Annotated in this window: 14 protein-coding genes and 1 pseudogene; 12 read left to right on the forward strand and 3 right to left on the reverse strand. The window is 44.5% G+C overall.

Annotated features, from left to right (window positions below; genetic code table 11):
• The 5 genes and pseudogenes from ACRQ5D_RS15965 (at position 1) to ACRQ5D_RS15985 (ending at position 11205) form a co-directional block, all read left to right on the forward strand.
• Positions 1-2823 (forward strand): family 78 glycoside hydrolase catalytic domain, encoded by a 2823-nt coding sequence (locus ACRQ5D_RS15965; protein ID WP_432329502.1) that lies wholly within the window; start codon positions 1-3, stop codon positions 2821-2823.
• Entirely contained in the window at positions 2786-3946 is a 1161-nt protein-coding gene (locus ACRQ5D_RS15970; protein WP_256337509.1) for an acyltransferase family protein, read from the forward strand. Before ACRQ5D_RS15965 ends, ACRQ5D_RS15970 begins: the two co-directional genes overlap by 38 nt.
• Before the next feature lie 22 nt (positions 3947-3968).
• Positions 3969-6239, forward strand: a complete 2271-nt coding sequence (locus ACRQ5D_RS15975; protein WP_091172431.1) for a beta-N-acetylhexosaminidase — start codon at positions 3969-3971, stop codon at positions 6237-6239.
• Between the two features lie 509 nt (positions 6240-6748).
• Positions 6749-9052, forward strand: a complete 2304-nt coding sequence (locus ACRQ5D_RS15980; protein ID WP_176844538.1) for a glycoside hydrolase family 3 N-terminal domain-containing protein — start codon at positions 6749-6751, stop codon at positions 9050-9052.
• Between the two features lie 9 nt (positions 9053-9061).
• A pseudogene (locus ACRQ5D_RS15985) lies at positions 9062-11205 on the forward strand (GH92 family glycosyl hydrolase).
• A gap of 163 nt (positions 11206-11368) precedes the next feature.
• Here the strand turns inward: ACRQ5D_RS15985 and ACRQ5D_RS15990 are convergent.
• The gene (locus ACRQ5D_RS15990; RefSeq protein WP_091172425.1) at positions 11369-12169 is read right to left on the reverse strand and encodes an SDR family oxidoreductase; all 801 of its coding nucleotides are present in this window, start codon (positions 12167-12169) and stop codon (positions 11369-11371) included.
• Positions 12170-12281: 112 nt separating this feature from the next.
• Between ACRQ5D_RS15990 and ACRQ5D_RS15995 the strand changes: the two genes are divergently transcribed.
• Complete coding sequence (locus ACRQ5D_RS15995) at positions 12282-12800, forward strand: lipocalin family protein (protein WP_091172422.1); 519 nt, start codon at positions 12282-12284, stop codon at positions 12798-12800.
• Here ACRQ5D_RS15995 and ACRQ5D_RS16000 read toward each other — a convergent pair.
• Positions 12755-13528, reverse strand: coding sequence for a YhcH/YjgK/YiaL family protein (locus ACRQ5D_RS16000; RefSeq protein ID WP_432329506.1), 774 nt, complete (start codon positions 13526-13528; stop codon positions 12755-12757). The two genes, ACRQ5D_RS15995 and ACRQ5D_RS16000, sit on opposite strands and share 46 nt — an antisense overlap.
• Before the next feature lie 266 nt (positions 13529-13794).
• On the opposite strand from ACRQ5D_RS16000, the gene kduI reads away from it, so the two are divergent.
• The 5 genes from kduI (at position 13795) to ACRQ5D_RS16025 (ending at position 16803) form a co-directional block, all read left to right on the forward strand.
• A complete protein-coding gene (kduI, locus tag ACRQ5D_RS16005) occupies positions 13795-14625 on the forward strand; it encodes a 5-dehydro-4-deoxy-D-glucuronate isomerase (RefSeq protein WP_091172417.1) in 831 nt (276 codons plus the stop codon).
• Positions 14626-14655: 30 nt separating this feature from the next.
• Positions 14656-14991: an SDR family NAD(P)-dependent oxidoreductase gene (locus ACRQ5D_RS16010; protein ID WP_431199972.1), complete on the forward strand. Its 336-nt coding sequence runs from the start codon at positions 14656-14658 to the stop codon at positions 14989-14991.
• Positions 14988-15470 (forward strand): SDR family oxidoreductase, encoded by a 483-nt coding sequence (locus ACRQ5D_RS16015; RefSeq protein WP_431199973.1) that lies wholly within the window; start codon positions 14988-14990, stop codon positions 15468-15470. Before ACRQ5D_RS16010 ends, ACRQ5D_RS16015 begins: the two co-directional genes overlap by 4 nt.
• Before the next feature lie 554 nt (positions 15471-16024).
• Entirely contained in the window at positions 16025-16399 is a 375-nt protein-coding gene (locus ACRQ5D_RS16020) for a hypothetical protein (RefSeq protein ID WP_431199974.1), read from the forward strand.
• Entirely contained in the window at positions 16399-16803 is a 405-nt protein-coding gene (locus tag ACRQ5D_RS16025) for a hypothetical protein (RefSeq protein WP_431199975.1), read from the forward strand. The genes ACRQ5D_RS16020 and ACRQ5D_RS16025 overlap by 1 nt, the downstream gene beginning before the upstream one ends.
• A gap of 190 nt (positions 16804-16993) precedes the next feature.
• On the opposite strand, the gene ACRQ5D_RS16030 is transcribed toward ACRQ5D_RS16025, so the two are convergent.
• Positions 16994-17929 (reverse strand): type VI secretion system baseplate subunit TssG, encoded by a 936-nt coding sequence (locus tag ACRQ5D_RS16030; RefSeq protein ID WP_091172411.1) that lies wholly within the window; start codon positions 17927-17929, stop codon positions 16994-16996.
• A gap of 112 nt (positions 17930-18041) precedes the next feature.
• On the opposite strand from ACRQ5D_RS16030, the gene ACRQ5D_RS16035 reads away from it, so the two are divergent.
• Positions 18042-18935, forward strand: coding sequence for a TssN family type VI secretion system protein (locus ACRQ5D_RS16035; RefSeq protein ID WP_091172409.1), 894 nt, complete (start codon positions 18042-18044; stop codon positions 18933-18935).
• The last annotated feature ends 11 nt before the right edge of the window (positions 18936-18946 follow it).

Here is an 18946-nt window from a genome sequence, read left to right on the forward strand (position 1 = left end):
ATGTGTAAAAAGGTATGCACACGCGTTATTATATTGTTTTTTTCTTTTCTGCCAATAATTGTACAAGCACAAAAAGTGCCGCCTGTTCCTCCGCCGTTCCGGGTTGATAACCTGGTTTGTGAATACAAAATAAACCCCATCTCTGTCGACGATGCCGTTCCCCGTCTTGGTTGGAAACTAATAACCCGGGATCGCAACATTCAGCAAATTGCCTATGAAATAAGGGTAGGCAGTAATGCCGTATCCTTACTGAAAGGTAAAGACCTGCTCTGGACCTCGGGAAAAGTTAACTCCAATGAATCGCTGCATGTTTACTATGGCGGCCCTGCGCTCGCTTCACGTCAGAAAGTTTACTGGCAGGTACGCGTTTGGAATAACCGGCAGCAGGTTACCCCATGGAGCATGGTTAACTCATGGAAAATGGGCCTGCTTAAACCCGCCGACTGGAGCGCCAAATGGATAGAAAATAATTACCTGTCGGATACTACCGGTGGCCCATGCCCCATGTTCAGGAAAACATTTAAGCTTGATCATAAGGTACGTGCGGCGCATTTATACATTACTGCCCACGGTTTATATGAGGCGCAATTTAATGGTAAACGAATTAGCAGCGACTATTTTGCCCCCGGCTGGACGAGTTACAATAAACGCCTGCAATACCAGGTTTATGATGTAACTGCCGACCTGCTAAAAGGCGATAACGCTGTTGGCGTAACCCTTGGCGACGGCTGGTACCGTGGTTATACCTATAATCGAAAAAAGAATGTGTATGGCACCAAACTTGGTTTGCTTTTTCAGTTAGAGGTGGTGTACACTAACGGTAAACGGATACTCATTAATTCGGATAAAACCTGGAAGGTAGCTTATGGGCCGATCCGTTCATCATCATTTTTTGATGGCGAAGTTTATGATGCCCGCAAGGAGAAGAAAGGCTGGTCGACCATTGCTTACAAAGATTTAAACTGGGATTCGGTACGCACCGTTGATACCGTTAAAGAAAATTTAGTGGCCACATTTGGTCCGCCGGTGCGCAAGCACGAAATGTTTAAGCCGCTCAAAGTATTTACCACTCCTGCGGGCGAGCATGTGGTTGATTTTGGGCAAAACCTGGTTGGCTGGGTGCAGTTTAAATTAAAGGCAAAAGCAGGCGATACGGTAAAGCTGTTCCATGCCGAGGTTTTGGATCAGAAAGGGAACTTCTACACAAAAAACCTGCGTACAGCCAAACAGGAAAACGTTTATGTTTTTAAGGGCGATAGTATTGAAACATTCGAACCTCATTTTACCTTCCAGGGCTTCAGGTACCTGAAGGTTGAAGGATATGAAGGCCAGTTGGATTCGACCAATGTGGTTGCCTTTGCCTTGTACTCGGATATGGCGCAAACGGGTATGTTCTCTACCTCTAATCCACTCATTAACCAGTTGCAGCATAATATTCAATGGGGGCAAAAGGGCAATTTTATCGATGTACCTACCGACTGCCCCCAGCGCGATGAGCGTATGGGCTGGACGGGCGATGCTCAGGCTTTTTCCCGCACCGCTACCTTCAATATGGATGTGGCCGGATTTTTTACCAAATGGCTAAAAGATCTTTCGGCCGACCAGCATAAAAACGGCGCGGTACCTTATGTGATCCCTAACATGCTGGATAGCGCTTCGGCAGCAGCCTCAGGATGGAGCGATGTGGCAACCATTGTCCCCTGGAATATTTACCTGGCTTACGGCGACAAAAAGGTATTGGAAAACCAGTACCCAAGCATGACCGCCTGGGTGGGCTACATTACCCGGCATACCCGAAACGGCCTTTGGGACACCGGTAACCACTTTGGCGACTGGCTGTTTTACGCCGGCACCGACTACGAGGATGGCGCCGCCCTAACCGATAAAAACCTGATAGCGCAGGCTTTTTATGCTTATTCAACTCAGCTGGTTATTAATGCCGCTACTATATTGGGTAAGGAAGATGATGTTAAAAAATATACCGCGCTGTTAGCTGATATCAAAAAGGCTTTCCAGGCAGAATATGTTACACCTAACGGACGTATGATTTCGGGTACGCAAACATCATATGTACTTGCCCTGAACTTCGACCTGCTGCCCGAAAACCTGCGCGAATCTGCAGCAAAAAGGCTGGTAAACAATATTGAAGATTATGATGAACACATTACAACAGGCTTTTTAGGCACGCCGTATATCTGTCATGTGTTAAGTCGTTTCGGTCACACCGATATTGCCTATGACCTGTTGATGAAAGAATCATACCCTTCATGGCTTTATCCCGTAAAAAACGGGGCTACTACCATTTGGGAGCGCTGGGATGGCATAAAACCCAATGGTACTTTTGAAGACCCGGAGATGAACTCCTTTAACCACTATGCTTATGGCGCCATTGGCGATTGGATGTACCGGGTTATTGCAGGGATCAATACCGACGAGAGTAGCCCTGGCTTTCATAAAATAAATATCTTCCCGCATCCCGGCGGTAAATTGACCAATGCCAATGCCGAGCTGGAAACATTATACGGAAAGGTAAAATCGGCCTGGAGTATTGATAACGGCATTTTTACCCTTGATGTAATTGTGCCGCCAAATACTACTGCTACGGTCACTTTGCCGGCGGTTGATGGCCCGGTGACAGAAAGTAATATCGACATTAATACCAATAAAGATATCGCCAACATCAAACCGGCCGGCGGCGATATGCAGATGGATGTGGGCTCGGGTACTTACCAGTTCAAATACATTTTAAAAACCCATAAAAAAATACCTAATGGTACTATAATACATGGCAACTATGGTAATCAATCAGCAGGAAGCGCTTAAAAACACAGGCACAACAAAGGCAAGCCGCCCAAGACTTTTGTCGCTTGATTTTTTCAGGGGATTTACCGTAGCTGCTATGATCCTGGTAAATGACCCCGGCGATTGGGGGCATATTTACTGGCCGCTTGAACACTCCAAATGGAACGGCTGTACCCCAACAGACCTGGTGTTTCCCTTCTTCCTGTTTATGGTAGGCGTATCTATCGTATATGCCATGGAAAGTAAAAAAGCGGATATAGCTAATCATAACAAATTGCTGTTATCCATCCTGCGCCGTACGCTGATTATCATAGCCCTTGGCGTTTGTTTACCACTGATCAACGATTTTCAATTCGCGCATCTGCGTTTTCCCGGTGTGTTGCAGCGCATCGGGCTTGTTTTTGGCATAACTGCCTTGCTGTACGTTAAAACCGGCATCCGTACACAGGTAATTATCGCTGTAAGCTGTTTAATAGGTTATTTTTTATTGATGACGCTGGTACCTGTACCGGGTTTTGGTACACCTAACCTTGAACCGGCAACCAATTTGGGCGCCTGGATTGACAGATCGGTATTTACCGAAAACCACCTCTGGAGCTCATCCAAAACCTGGGACCCGGAGGGTTTGCTTGGGACAATCCCATCTGTTGCTACCTGTTTGTTAGGTGTATTCACCGGTACCTGGCTCAAAATGGGCAAACTTAAAACCAGTGCTGATCTGCTTAAAATAATGGGAGCCGGCATCGTATTGATCATACTGGCTTTGATCTGGAATCCATTTTTTCCAGTTAACAAACAATTGTGGACAAGCTCATTCGTGTTGCTTACTGCCGGGCTGGCTATTAATATTCTTGCATTGTCATACTGGTTTATTGATATCAAAGGGAATAAAGCCCTGCTGCCGCCATTTTTAGCGTTCGGGCGTAATGCCATTGCTGCCTATGTTTTGGCCGATATTATCCCGGCTTTAATAGCTGCCATCCCGGTAGGTAAAACCAATTTATGGTCGTTCACTTATAATCAGTTATTTGTGCCATATCTCTCGCCCGAAAACGCTTCACTGGCCGGAGCTATCCTGACTGTGCTGATCATTTTTATCCCGGTTTGGATCCTCTACAAAAGGAATATTACCATTAAGGTATAATCTTTATTCATCATCTACCGAAATGAAGAAAACACCATTTTTTAAACATATTTTACTGTTCACCTCACTGCTTTTATTGGCAATAACGGTAAAAGCACAGTTTCATATCATCCCGCAGCCGTTAAGTTTAAAGGAAGGGAAGGGCAGCTTTATTTTAAGTAAGTCTGCCGTGATCGGGGTTAATAAAGAGACAGAACCAATAGGCAAATACCTGCAGGATTACCTTAATCAAAACTACGGCCTGCAAACAACGGTAAAAGTTTTTGAAAAGATCCCTGCCAAAACAGCCATCAGGTTAAACAATGTTTGGTCTAATGCTGAGAGTGCCTACACGATGAATGTAAACCCTGCATCGGTAAGTATCAGCGGCAGTGGGGCTGGTGTTTTTTACGGGGTACAATCACTAATTCAATTGTTGCCGACAGATAAAGCAGCACCCCTAAAAGTAACTACCTGTACCATAGCCGATCAGCCACGTTTTGGCTGGCGTGGCCTAAGCCTTGATGTAAGCCGCCATTTTTTTACGGTTGATGAAGTAAAAAAATACATCGACGTAATGGCACATTACAAACTGAATGTGTTTCATTGGCACTTAACCGACGATGAAGGCTGGCGCATCCAGATTGATAAATATCCGCGCCTTACCGAAGTTGGTGCCAGGATCAGCTACTATGCTAAACGGGGCGAATTCCGTAAGCTGGACAATCTGATAGATGACGGTCGCGACGGGTTTTATACCAAGGATGAAATTAGGGATGTGATTAAATATGCGCAGGACAGATTTGTGACGATCCTGCCCGAAATTGAAATGCCGGGCCATAGCGAGGCTGCTATTTTTGCTTACCCGCAACTGGGCTGCCAGGATTCGACAGGGGCTAAACACCGCGTGCGGATGCTTGACCCGAGTGAATATACTTTCAAATTTATGGAAGATGTGCTGACAGAAGTGATAGCACTGTTCCCGAACCAATACATTCATATCGGCGGTGATGAAGCTGAGATGGCCGATTGGCTCAAAAGCCCTACAGCAGTTGCACTCATGAAACGTGAGCACCTGAAAGACGAAAAAGAAGTACAGAGTTATTTTATTAAACGGATAGAAAGGTTCCTGCTGTCAAAAAATAAGAAGTTAGTTGGTTGGGACGAGATTTTGGAGGGTGGCCTTGCCGAGTCAGCGACAGTAATGAGCTGGCAGGGCGAAGCAGGAGGGATAGCTGCCGCCAGGATGCATCATCACGTAGTAATGACGCCGCTGCCATACATGTACTTTGATGCCCCGCAAGCCAATGAGGATCTGGAACCGATAGGCTGGAATCCGCCGGTTACCTGGCAAATGGTTTATAATTATGAGCCGCAGTCGAAAGAACTAACCAATGCAGAAGCGGAGTATATCTTAGGTGCCCAGGGCAATATCTGGAACGAAAAGGTGCCCAACGCGCAGCACCTGCAATACATGGTTTACCCCCGTGCCCTCGCCGTAGCCGAACTCACCTGGAGTCCGAAAAATGAAAAAGACCTGGAGCGCTTCGGCTGGAAAATGAAAAACCAGTACGGCCTGTTTAAGTTGTGGGATTTCAACGCCCGCCTGCCTGATATTGACGGCGTAGACAACGTAATTACCAATAAAAGCCGGTTTAAACTAACGCTGAGCTACCCGCTGAAAGGAGCTAAAGTACGTTATGCGTTAAACGGTAAAATGCCGGATGCCAATAGCGTGGCTGTACCTTTCCCGGTAAATATCAATGTACCCTTAAAAGACAGCATCGGTTTAAGAACCTTCACCACCTGGACATTGAATGATCAACACATTCGCCAAATGGCCAGCATCAGGCGGGTGAATATCAAGTCTGCACATGAAAAAGTTGCTAACCTCAAACCCGGAATGGCTTACGAGGTTTTTAAAACGAGGGAACGCGATATAGATAAGCTGGAAAATGAAAAGCCAACGGAAACCGGCGAAACAAGCCTGATTGTACCCGTTAAAATTGCAACCGAAGGTTTTATTAACTGGGTTAAAATTAAAGGTTTTATCAAAATAGACAAGGAAGCGGATTATGAATTAACTACCGGTTTTGAGGTTAGTCCTGCTTTGTTTTTGGATGAAGTACCGGTAATTAAACCCGGGCTGAACACTTATGTAGAACCGCAAAAAGCTCTATTACATTTGAAAAAAGGCATCTATGCTTTAAGCGGACATTACATGGCTGATAAAGCTAATGAGAATCAAACCCTGACAGAATTGAAGGTAGCCGGAGGGGAAAAGCTTTATTCTAAGTTTTATTTGATGCATTGAAGGGATAAAATCGGTTTCTATGCCGTTGTTGGTGACAACACCATAGGTGTACGGAAGATGCAGATCAGTTGAAATTATTGGTTTAAAAAACCATGTTATTGCGAGGAGGAACGACGAAGCAATCTCGTAGTTATACAGAGCGGACATGCATTGGCTACGAGATTGCCGCGCTACGCTCACGATGACACGCTCTTTAACGTCCTATCAGGGTCTCTCGCAGAGGACCCTGATGTCGACGCCACGCCGGTTCGCTGTTCTTTATCCTGGTAAATGTTTAGAACGCAAAGAACCTCAGGGTCCTCTGCGAGAGACCCTGAGGGAACATGATGAAAATATGCCGTTGTTGGTGTTGTCACCAACAACTCCTATGATTTTTATTTTCTGAAATGCCGCATGAAAAGTTGTTGGTGACAACACCAACAACGGCGAGGAGGACAAGCAACGATGCTTTGCATGTGGGAGACGCATGTGATGCGTCTCTACATTTGAAAATTAAATATCTGGATACTATGCAAAAGAAATTATGCCTGTTTACCGCGTTTGCTTTTGTAATTAACATCGGAGCCGCACAGGTTTATAAAGACCCCAAGGCACCTGTGCCTGTACGCGTGAAAGACCTGTTAAACCGTATGACGCTGGAAGAAAAGGTGGGCCAGATGAGCATGAACTCGTTAAAAGGCTCCATGCAAAACCCAATTGCTTATGGCGTTTGTGAAAGCCCTTTTACCAATATCAATGATATCGCCACGCTATCTGTAGCCGCAAAGAAATATGCTAAAGAAAAAACAAGACTTGGTATCCCGCCTATACAAATAGGCGAATGCCTGCATGGGCAACTGGCGGCAGGCGCTACCATCTTTCCACAGGCTATAGCGCAAGGCAGCACCTGGAACCCGGCGCTGATTGAAAAAATGGGTTCGATGATCGCTTATGAAGCGTCCTCGTCAGGAGTTGACCAGGCGCTTTCGCCTTTGTTCGATCTCATCCGCGACCCGCGTTATGGCCGTAATGAGGAATGTTATGCCGAAGATCCATATCTCGTGAGCAGGATGGGTACATCGTTTGTAATTGGGATGCAGGGTGATCCTTCACAAACAATAAACGGTATTGGTAAAGACAAAGTAATGTGCACGGCCAAGCATTTCGCGGCCTACAGCATCCCTGTGGCAGGTATCAATTTAGCCCCGGCATCAGTAGGGGAAAGGGAGCTACGGTCGATGTTTTTGCCGCCTTTTAAAGATGCCGTGCAAAAGGCAAATATTTACGCTGTAATGCCTGCTTACAACGAAATTGACGGCGTGCCTGCACATGCTAACCATTTCCTGCTGCAAACCATATTGCGGGAGGAGTGGGGTTTTAAAGGCTATGTTTTTTCGGACTATGAAGGTTTAAAGCATTTATACACTTTTCATCATATTGCTAAGGACGCCGAAGGCGCTGCTCCAATTGGCCTGAACGCCGGGGTTGACCTGGAAGCGCCTAGCCCCGATGTATATGATAAACTGATTGGCCTGGTGAAAAGCGGAAAAGTAAATGAAGCCCTGATTGATAGCGCCGTTGCCCGCATCCTTACTATAAAATTTAAAGCAGGTTTGTTTGAAAAGGCATTGCCCGATACATCAGCGCTAAAGAAACGGGTACACACCGCTGATCATATCGCCTTATCCCAACAGATAGCCGAGGAATCGATCATCCTGCTTAAAAACGATAAACAGCTTTTACCGCTCAATATGAACAGCCTGAAATCGCTGGCGGTTATCGGCCCCAATGCCAACGAGGTTCAGTATGGCGATTACAGTTCAACCCGCGACAGCCGCTCGGGCACAACAGTGCTTGATGGCATAAAACAGTTGGCCGGCAATAAAATAAAAATCAATTATGCTAAAGGCTGTGCCCTGTCGGGCCCGGACAAAAGCGGCTTTCCCGAAGCCGTCAAAGCAGCAAAAAACAGTGATGCCGTGATAGTGGTTTTGGGCACCACCAGCGTGGTATTCTCCGGCGTAGGCTGGGACGGGCATGCACCCGAAAGCGAGCCTAAAGACCCATTCACCTGCGGCGAAGGTTATGATGTAACCGACATTGATCCCGATGGGGTACAACGTGAACTGTTGCAGGCTGTTTATAAAACAGGTAAACCTGTAATTTTGGTACTGGTACACGGTCGGCCGCAAAGCATCAGCTGGGAAAAAGAGAATATCCCGGCTGTTGTGGAGGCCTGGTATCCCGGCGAAAGGGGAGGCAATGCCATTGCCAACATCCTGTTCGGCAAGGTAAACCCATCAGGCAGGCTTACGGTATCTATCCCGCAGTCAACCGGGCATATCCCGGTTTTTTATAATCATGTGGCATCCAACAAAGGTTTTTATCATAATCCGGGTTCAACCGAAAAACCGGGACAAGACTATGTTTTTTCATCGCCGGATGCGCTGTTCCCCTTTGGTTATGGATTGAGCTATACTTCATTTAAATACAGTAATCTGCAGGTATCGGCAGCGTCGTTCGGAAAAAATGAGACTATAACGGTTTCGGTAGATGTAACCAACAGCGGTGGCATGGCCGGTAAGGAAGTGGTACAAATGTACCTGGGCAATAAGGTAAATTCGGTAACTACGCCTGTAATGGCCCTCAAGGGTTTTGACAAGATCAACCTTAAACCCGGCGAAACCAAAACAGTTAAATTTACGGTAAAGCCCGAAGATATCGCTATCTGGAATAATCAAATGAAACAGGTAACCGAACCCGGTACATTTGATGTGATGATAGCACGCTCGGCCGAAGATGTTGTGTTAAAAAAGACAATTGAATATAAATAGTAAAAGGTCATGAAAAAGCTGATTGCCGTTTTATTAGTGTTGACTTTGGCTGTTGAGGTTAATGCGCAATCGTATAATAAATACGTAAACACCTTCATTGGCACTTCCGCAACCGGGCATACCTTTCCGGGCGCTACGGTGCCTTTTGGTATGGTTCAGCTTAGTCCTGAGACCGGGAATTTTGGTTGGGACTACTGCTCGGGATATCGTTATGAAGATAACGTGATCACCGGTTTCGCGCATACCCATTTAAGCGGTACAGGTGGTGTTGATTTAGGAGATGTGCTGTTTTTCCCTTTCAGGGCGATCAACCTCAAAAGTTTCAAAGCAAATTTTCTCATCAGGAAGAAAAAGCATCGCCCGGTTATTATGAAGTGATTTTGGGCGATAACAATATTAAGGCTCAACTAACTGCTTCTGCCCATACTGGTTTGCACCGGTATACTTTTACAAAAGCCGGTAAAGCACATTTGCTTGTTGATATGCAAAGCGGACTGGTTGATAGCCCGGAGCAATTGGCTGAGCATGTTTCTGACGGGGAGATCACTATCGATAGCAAAATAACTATCAATGGTTATGCCTTCACCAGCCAATGGGTAGATAAAAAAGTATATTTCACGGCTGTTTTTAACCGCCCGTTTACCGGACAGCATTTTATTGATGGCGATAATAAACGCCGCTTAATATTGGATTTCGATCTGAAACCCGGTGAAACTATTGAAGCTAAAGTTGGGGTATCGGGCGTAAGTATTGCCGGTGCGCGTAAAAACCTGCTGGCCGAAACACAGCACAAAACATTTGAACAGGTAAAAACGGAAGCAGCCCGTACATGGGAAAATAATCTTGGTAAACTTAAAGCCGAAGGCAGCAAAAAAGAGAAAATAGCATTTTATACCAGCCTGTACCACGCCTTGATCCAGCCTAACAACATTGCGGATGTTGACGGTCAATATCGCGGAGCCGACAGCCTGGTGCACCGATCCGCTGATAAAGTTTTCTATTCTACGCTTTCATTATGGGATACTTACAGGGCCGCCCATCCACTGTATACTATTATTTGTCCTGAAAAAGACGGGCAAATGGTAGAGAGCATGTTACAACACAACGACGTGGCAGGTATGCTGCCAATCTGGACGCTGTGGGGTAAGGAAAGCTACGCCATGATCGGTAACCATGCCGTACCGGTAATTGTAGATGCCGCGCTGAAAGGGATTAAAGGTTTTGATCGGCAAAAGGCATTTGCTGCCATTAAGAACACGCTTACACATAATAAAAATCCAAAATACGATTGGAGCCTATATCTGCGTTATGGCTACCTGCCATCAGATACTGTAAAACGCGAAGCTGTTTCCCGTACACTGGAGGCCGCTTACGACGATTGGTGCGCCGCTCAATTAGCCAAGGCGCTGAACAAACAAAGTGACTACAATTATTTCATCAAACGATCTCTGTTTTATAATAGCCTGTTTGATAAAAGCACGCGCTTGATGCGTGGCCGAAAATCAAACGGCGAATGGGTACAGCCTTTTGCCAATTTAGATAGTGGCCAACTGGCTATTGGTGGTGACTATACCGAAGGCAATGCCTGGCAATATACCTGGCAGGTTCAGCATGATATTCCGGGTTTGATTAAACTCACGGGCGGCAAAAAAGCATTTTCGGGCAAGCTGGATTCATTGTTTACTATGGATTCAAAAGTGTTTGGAAAAGGCTCAACGCTTGATGTTACCGGGTTAATAGGCCAGTATGCACATGGCAACGAACCTAACCATCATGTGGCTTATTTGTACACGCTTGCCGGGAACCCTGCCAAAACACAGGAACTGGTAAGGCAAATTGCCGACCAGTTTTATATAAACAAACCCAATGGCCTCTCTGGCAATGATGACTGCGGACAAATGTCGGCCTGGTATATCTTTACTGCTATGGGTTTTTATCCCGTTAATCCGGCAGATGGCCGTTATGTTTTTGGTGCGCCGCTATTAGATAGGGTTAGCATTGCTTTACCTGGCGGCAAAAGTTTTGTGATAGAAGCAAAGGGGCTATCCGAAGAGAATAAATATGTGCAAAACATCAGCTTAAATGGTAAACCTTACCCCAAAGAATATATTACACATAAGGATATTATGAAAGGGGGAAGCTGGTATTTGTGATGGGTGATAAGGCGAAAGCGCCGGTGTTTTAAGGCTTTTGAGTTCAAGCGTCCACGCTTACTATTTGTTAGATGTGAGCGTGGACGCTCACGCTTTAAGATGGTTCAAGCGTGGACGCTCACGCTTTAAGATGGTTCAAGCGTAGACGCTTAAACCTGCGTCATTAAATCAAGACCTGGTATTGATAAGCTAATACCGGTCCAACGTTTATACTCTCCACAACTTTCCATTCCTTCAACTCCCTTATAAACTCCGGCTTTTCAAAGCCCGAATCAAGAGCAGCCTGTGTATAAAAATCAGCCTTAGCAGGGTGAACCGGCGAGCATCCATTAAAAAGATAACCGAATGCCTCTTTAGCCAATATCGCTTTGCTAATGCCGATACAATCATCAAGATGGATGAGGTTTACTGGCGCGTCACCGTTAGGGATCTCCTTTTTACCGGCAAAAAACCTGCCGGGATTGCGTCCGGGTCCAATCAATCCTGCAAAACGGATAATGGTTGTTTTAAAGCCATCCTCGGCACGGAAAAGGTTCTCAGCTTCAAATAATATCCTGCCGGCTTCTGTATTGGGCTGTGGATCGGTTTCTTCATTCACGTGCCTGTTGTTATCGGCATAAACCCCTGTGGAGCTGACGAAAATCACTTGCTGTATAGCAAACCTTTTTATGGCATGGACAATGCCTTTAACCTTCTGTAAAAAAATATCACCCTCACCGCTGCGGCTTTTGGGCGGAATGGCTATCCACAAAACATCGCAATCAAAAAAATCGGCATCATATATTTCCTCGTCCGGCGAAAAGTTAACTACATAGGGCCGGATGCCCAAAGCAGCCAGGTTATCCATTTTTGCGGTAGAAGTGGTTGAGCCTTTTACCTGCATGCCATCGGCAATTAACGCTTTAGCCAATGCGCTGCCGTACCAGCCGCAGCCTAAAATACTGATCTTTGTTTTACCGGGCATGTTATAAAAATAATGCTTTGGCGCAAAGGTAATTAAATAATGATAAGGCGTTTGGCTGCCGTTAATATGCTTTTGTTTTAAACTTTTTGGGCATAACAGGCGTTATTGGTTTATGAAGAAAGAGATCATTGCAACCTCTGTAGCATTAGGTTTAACTGCTTTAGCCTTACAAGCAACCCGCTGCAAACCGCTTGAAACTGTTCCTTATGTGGATTTGAAAAAATATGTTGGTTCCTGGTTTGAAATTGCCGCTTTCCCGCAATGGTTTGAGTCGGATTGCACTTTTACTTCGGCAGCCTATGGTTTAGCAAAAGATGGTAGTATCATTGTTAAAAACCGTTGTATAAAAGATAATAAGATAAAAATTGCCGAGGGCAGTGCTGTTGTTGCTGATAAAACAAGTAACGCAAAGTTGGAAGTACAATTTCAGTGGCCATTTAAAGGTAAATACTGGATCATTGCTTTGGCTGATGATTACAGCTATGCCATGGTAGGGCATCCGAATAGAAATTACTTATGGATCCTGAGCCGCCGTTCAACACTTGATGAACAGATCTATAATCAGTTGGTGGTACAGGCTGCCAATCAGGGATTTGATGTGCGAAAGCTGGTGAAAACGGTGCAGGTGTAGGTAGGTGAAAAAATGTCATTGCGAGCGTAGCGCGGCAATCGCACGGAAGCAGGGCCGCTCTGTATAGCATGCGATTGCTTCTGTCGTTCCTCCTCGCAATGACATGAAAAAATTTGCTTCACCACTTTTATCTTAATAACCAATTTCTTCACCTTATCATAACCATCAACCTTGATATTAGGCCGGTGGCCATCACTGGGGAAAAACAGGAAAAATTCGTCGGGAGTGGCGGTGTAGCATTTACCCTCGCCGCTGTAGTTGGCACCGTCTTTAGCCGGGTCATAGGGTTTAGTAACAGTAAGGCTTTCAATAGGGGCGACACCGATCTTTTCCTTGCCTTTGATTACATATTGCAGGTCGATATAGTTTTGGTGCGATTCCCAGGCCGATTGTTCAAACTCTTTGGAAGGGCCTTCAGTAACGGATGCATAAACGTTATCGCCATCTATAGGATATTTACCGGGAGCTATCTGATCAAGATTGCGTTCGCGCAGAAATTCAAAAGCCTTATCCCATACCGCTTTATTGGCGGCATATTGTTTTGCAAATTCGAGGTTATTGGTTGAGGAGTTTAATTTAAGCTTTAACCCATTAGCCCAGATGCGGCTTTTTACCCATGTTTTTGCACTTTTAGTTGTAAGCTCCTGCTGCTGGGCATTAACAATGCCTGCAACAAGCAACAAGACGGTTAGTAGTGCGATGTTTTTATAGGCTGCTAATTGTTTCATAGTTTATTAGTTTACCGGTTATTGAATTGGCGTTGCCCTGGTTCGGCAGCTCATTAAGTACCAATAATACAAGCTTAATTAATTAAAATGATATATGATCTGTTAAATATTTACTTTAACGTTATAGTTTAGCTTTTAAATGGTTTAGTAATCGTGTTATCACTATAACGTTGGAGTGAAAATAAGGCTTAAATGGCTTTTGAAATCGTTTATAAGATTGTAGAATTGTATTTATTAACAAAAGATTTTCTAAAACAACATTTGCTTTGAAAACAATACACAGTGTCCACCCAACGGATTTTAAAAGCTACGATACCACTACCATACGCGAAAGATTTTTGATAGATAAACAGGTTCAGCCCGACCAGATCAATTGTACCTATACCCATTACGACAGGATGATTGTAGGTATGGCTAACCCGGTAGGTAAAACACTTGGGCTGCCAAATTATCCAAACCTGCGTGCCGAATATTTTTTAGAGCGACGCGAGATCGGCATTATTAATGTAGCCGGTGCCGGTGTAGTAAAAGCCGACGGAGAAGTCTTTGAAATGAATAAGCTTGATTGCCTGTACATTGGCAAAGGTACAAAAAGCGTAACCTTTGAAAGTGCCGATCCCTCAGTGCCGGCTGTATTTTACCTGCTGTCATCACCGGCACACGCGGTATACCCAACAACCCTGCTTACCCACGCCGATGCGATTAAGGTTGAGCTGGGTTCGGTAGCAACGGCAAATAAACGCACCATCAATAAATATATCCACCTGGAAGGTGTACGGAGCTGCCAGCTGGTAATGGGGCTTACCATATTACATGAAGGCAGTGTTTGGAACACCATGCCGGCCCACGTGCACGACAGGCGTATGGAGGCATATTTTTATTTCGACGTACCTGCCGGCCAAAAGATCTTCCATTACATGGGCGAAGGACAGGAAACAAGGCACATCACCATGGATAATTACGATGCCGTAGTATCGCCGCCATGGAGCATCCACTCGGGCAGTGGTACGTCAAACTATAGCTTTATTTGGGGTATGGCAGGCGAAAACCTCGATTACACCGATATGGACGCCATTGCTATAACAGATCTGAAATAATTATACATCAACCTTAAAAATATAGTTTAAGTGGAGAATCAATTTTCATTAGCCGGTAAAGTAATTGTAGTAACCGGCGGAACAGGCATATTAGGCAAAGCATTTATAGATGGTATTGTTGAGGCGGGGGGCGCGGTAGGCATTCTTGGTCGTAATGCCCAGGTAGCAGAAGAACGTGCCAACGCCATAAATGCAGCCGGGGGCAAAGCCATAGCACTGGTAGCCGATGTAATGAACGAGGCTGAACTGGTAGCCGCCAAAGATAAATTGCTGGCAGCTTTTGGCAGGATAGATGGCCTGGTGAACGGTGCGGGCGGTAACATGCCCGAGGGGTTTTACAGCCCGATGAGGATATTTTTAAAATGAACATCGATGGCATGAAAAAAGTAATGGAGCTGAACCTTTGGGGTACACTGATCCCTACACAGGTTTTCGGCGAAGCCATTGCCAAAACGGGTAAAGGCAGCATTGTTAATATATCGTCAATGAACTCAAAACGCGCCATAACCAAGGTATTAGGCTATAATATAGGCAAGGCCGCTGTTGATTGCTATAACCAATGGTTTGCGGTTGAGCTGGCTAACCGTTATGGTGATGCAATAAGGATGAACGCGTTGGCACCGGGTTTTTTCCTTACCGAACAAAACCGTTACCTGCTCACCAAACCCGAAGGCGGTTATACCCAAAGGGGCGAACTGGTGATCAAACAAACGCCGTTTAAACGCTTTGGCCATGCCGATGAACTTAAAGGAGCACTGGTATGGTTACTGAGCGATGCCTCGGTATTTGTAACCGGTTCGATGATCTGCGTTGACGGCGGGTTCTCGATTTTTGGTGGAGTTTAGGGGAATAAGATAACTAAGGTCATCCCGTATTTATTTCGGGATCGCATTGTTAAGGTCAGCTTCATACATGACAGTTACTTGGCGAGTGGGGTGCTGAAACAAGTTACCCATGACAACTTAAAAAAGGAGTGTCATACTGAGCCTGTCGAAGTATGGCGGGCAGGGTCTCTGCGCACGAGTCTTCGACAGGCTCAGACTGACAGGCCCTCTTTGTCATCTAACCTTTAGAGGCCCCGGATTTAAACACTCAGCATGACCGCTGAGATATATGGCCGTAAAGCTGGGCACAAACACAAGTGTTCAATTTTTTAAAAACAAGGTGTTCAATTTTTGATCTTGTAAAATATTAACTTGTTGATTATCAATGGACATGTGTTCATTTTTGCTAAAAAGGTGCTTTTTGCTAAAGTTAACATGTTGATTATCAGTATTGTTTTTTTGAAAACAAGTGAAAGTGTTTACACCTAAAAAAATTGAACACCTGGAAAATAGATAAAAAAGTTAAATGTATGGTGATAACACCTACCGCAGGCTAACCAAATAATAAACCTACTATGAAACTAAAATTATCCCTTATAACCCTGTTCTCCCTTGTCGGCTTTGCCGCAAGCGGTCAAACTGTAACGCTCGATTATTATTTTAACCATGAGGTACATAAAGGAGCCAACGGGCAGTCGGAGCGCTTTCATTATCTGTGGGATGAAGCGGATAATAACGGTTTCAAGATCTTTGGCGAGGCTTTTACAAGCCGCGGCGCTAAGCTGGATACGCTTGGTATGGCACCGACTTTGGAAAACCTGAAAGGTTCATCTGTTTATATAATTGTTGACCCTGATACTAAAAAGGAGAGCCCGAACCCAAACTATATCCAGGAAGATGATATTGAGCAAATTGCTGCCTGGGTAAAAAAGGTGGTGTGCTGCTGCTGATGGCTAACGACAGCGTTAATGTGGAGCTGCCTCATTTCAATAACCTTGCTGCAAAATTCGGGATGCATTTCAATAACGATCTGCAAAACCATGTAATTGATGATGCTCATTTTGAGGATGGTGCTGTCTACGTAAAAAACAATCCGGTATTGAAAACAGCTACTAAGGTTTTTATGAAAGATGCCTGTTCAATAGGTTCAACGGGGACTGCCGTATCTGTGCTTAAAAACAAAGATGGTGCTACGATTATAGCATCTGCCAAATATGGTAAGGGCACGGTAATAGCTGTTGGCGATCCATGGCTTTACAATGAATATGTGAACGGCAGGCTACCTGCCGGGTATCAGAATGACAAGGCAGTGAATGATGTTGCTCACTGGCTGTTGAAGCAAGCGAAGAAGTAACTATATATTAAAGTCATTTCAAAACGAAGAACGAGTGAGAAATGTGTTGTGCGTCTGCATTGTGGGGTGTAGAAGATTTCTCTTTCACCTTATGCTTGTTCCTTCGCTGCTATATCTAAATGACGATTTTTATTTTGTGAAAAAGACGCGTACATACTCTGGGGTGTAAAATTGGAGATTGGTATCATCATCACCCCAAATAAGTAGTATAACCAAGGGTAGCATTGGCCCCTGCTCCGCCGATAACCAATTTTTGCGAGGCAGGATCGGCAAGGAGGTTAAATTGTATGCCGGTGCCTAACGGTATAAAGTAGGATAACAATACGTCAATAGCTTTTGCAGCAGATGTGCCGGGTAAAAACTCCAGCATCCTGGTGGCGCTCACGGGGCCTATGTTCATGATTAATTTTCGCTCGGCCTCAATAACCTGCCCGGCAATAAAGTTTACGCCTAAAGTACCGGCGCCAAGGGCTGTTCCGCCTTTTATAATGGTATTGTTTTTTTGCTTCGGGTATACCGTTTTGTAATGCAATGATAAGGGTACATTGAACATCATATTAATAATACTGCTCACAAAATTTATATTATTGCGCTGCTCATGTATTACAGGTAAAACATGTATCAAAATAAGCATCTGCTTTTTTGTAAAACACTCAAACTCCTGCCATTCCTTTAAAAATATATTGATCAGCTCATCGTATTCATTTTTTTTGTCGAGCCGGTTTTCATAAAGCTCGACCAGTGTTCTGAAATAGTTAAGCTCGGCCTCAAATGGGGCAAAAAAGCGACGGGTTTGTTTTTCTTCTTCGCGGCGGGCTTTAATATCTTTGATCATATCCTCCTCGGTGATCATCACACTCGAAGCCGGCGGCCGGTGAAACAATCCCTCGGGCAGCATATCATAAAACCCATCGCGGTTAACCCAAATGGTGGTTACCGGTTTTTTACTTTCAGTTTTTTTATCAGCCGTTATGCCTGCTATCTCCTTATCATAGGCACGCTTTTTAGGGCCTTTGGGCAGTATTATTACATCACCGGCACTAACCATTTCATTTTCAATAATTTCTGCCGCTATAGCTGCCGCTTTAAAGTCGGTATCAATTTGATTAGGCTTTTTTATTCTCATTGTGATTTAAATAATTGATGCTATCCAAAACAATAACCAATATTATCGGTAATTGATTATACTAAATTGAAATTAATATAAGATAGCTGCCCGGCCTACATATTTAATACTCATGAACCTTAAATCGTTTTTTATAAGTTATCTGATAGCTCCTGTCCTGTTCTTCATTGCCGCGCTGATCATGTCGGTGGTGAACAAGAAAAACAAATATCTAAGTAACAGGCGCCTTATCATCACTTTACTTTTAACGGCTGTTATATTGGGAGTTCCGGGTTTTTTGGGCTTTTTAGGTATGCAGTTTATGCCGTGGGGGTACTTATTTTGCCAACTGATATATTTAGGTATGGGTGTATTTTACACCTGGCTTGCAGGCAAATACCATGAAGATCAGTTTCTCGATAAAAAATGGTTTTTCCTCGTGGCTTCTTTAATATCATGCTTGCTGGGGATGTTTCTTTTCAAGTTGGCATTTAACTGGCTTAATGATATGCAATATGGCCTGTGGGCCTCAACCAGTATCCTGATATTTTTATTACCGCCGGTTTTTTGGTGGGGGTACATCGCCTTTTTAAGCATCCCGCTCGAAATTTACAAGGTTTGGCAATATCCCCGTACGCCTGAAGAGATCAGTATGGAACACCTGGATTTTGACAGGCTGATGGTGCTCGAACTTGATCTGTATAAAAACACCGACGATCCTGAACCGCTTAAAGTAAAGGCCAAAGCACCGCCAAATATGAACTTTGGCCAGTGGTTTCAAAAGTTTATTGATGATTATAATCTTAAATTTCCAAAATCAACGGTGCAGTATAAGCTTAATAATAATGAAAGCTATAAGTGGATCTTTTATATTAAGCCGTCGTTTTTTAAGCAACGCCACTTTATCGACCCGGACCTTAATATTACAGAAAATCGGATAACCGAATCGGTAACCATATTTGCCAAACGTGTATCGGAAGTGGTAAGTGAACCCGCCCGCACCGGCGACCAGGCCATTTACCTGTAAACTATATTAAA

The sequence above is a fragment of the Mucilaginibacter sp. P25 genome (assembly GCF_050859465.1).
GTDB classification, from domain to species: domain Bacteria; phylum Bacteroidota; class Bacteroidia; order Sphingobacteriales; family Sphingobacteriaceae; genus Mucilaginibacter; species Mucilaginibacter gossypii.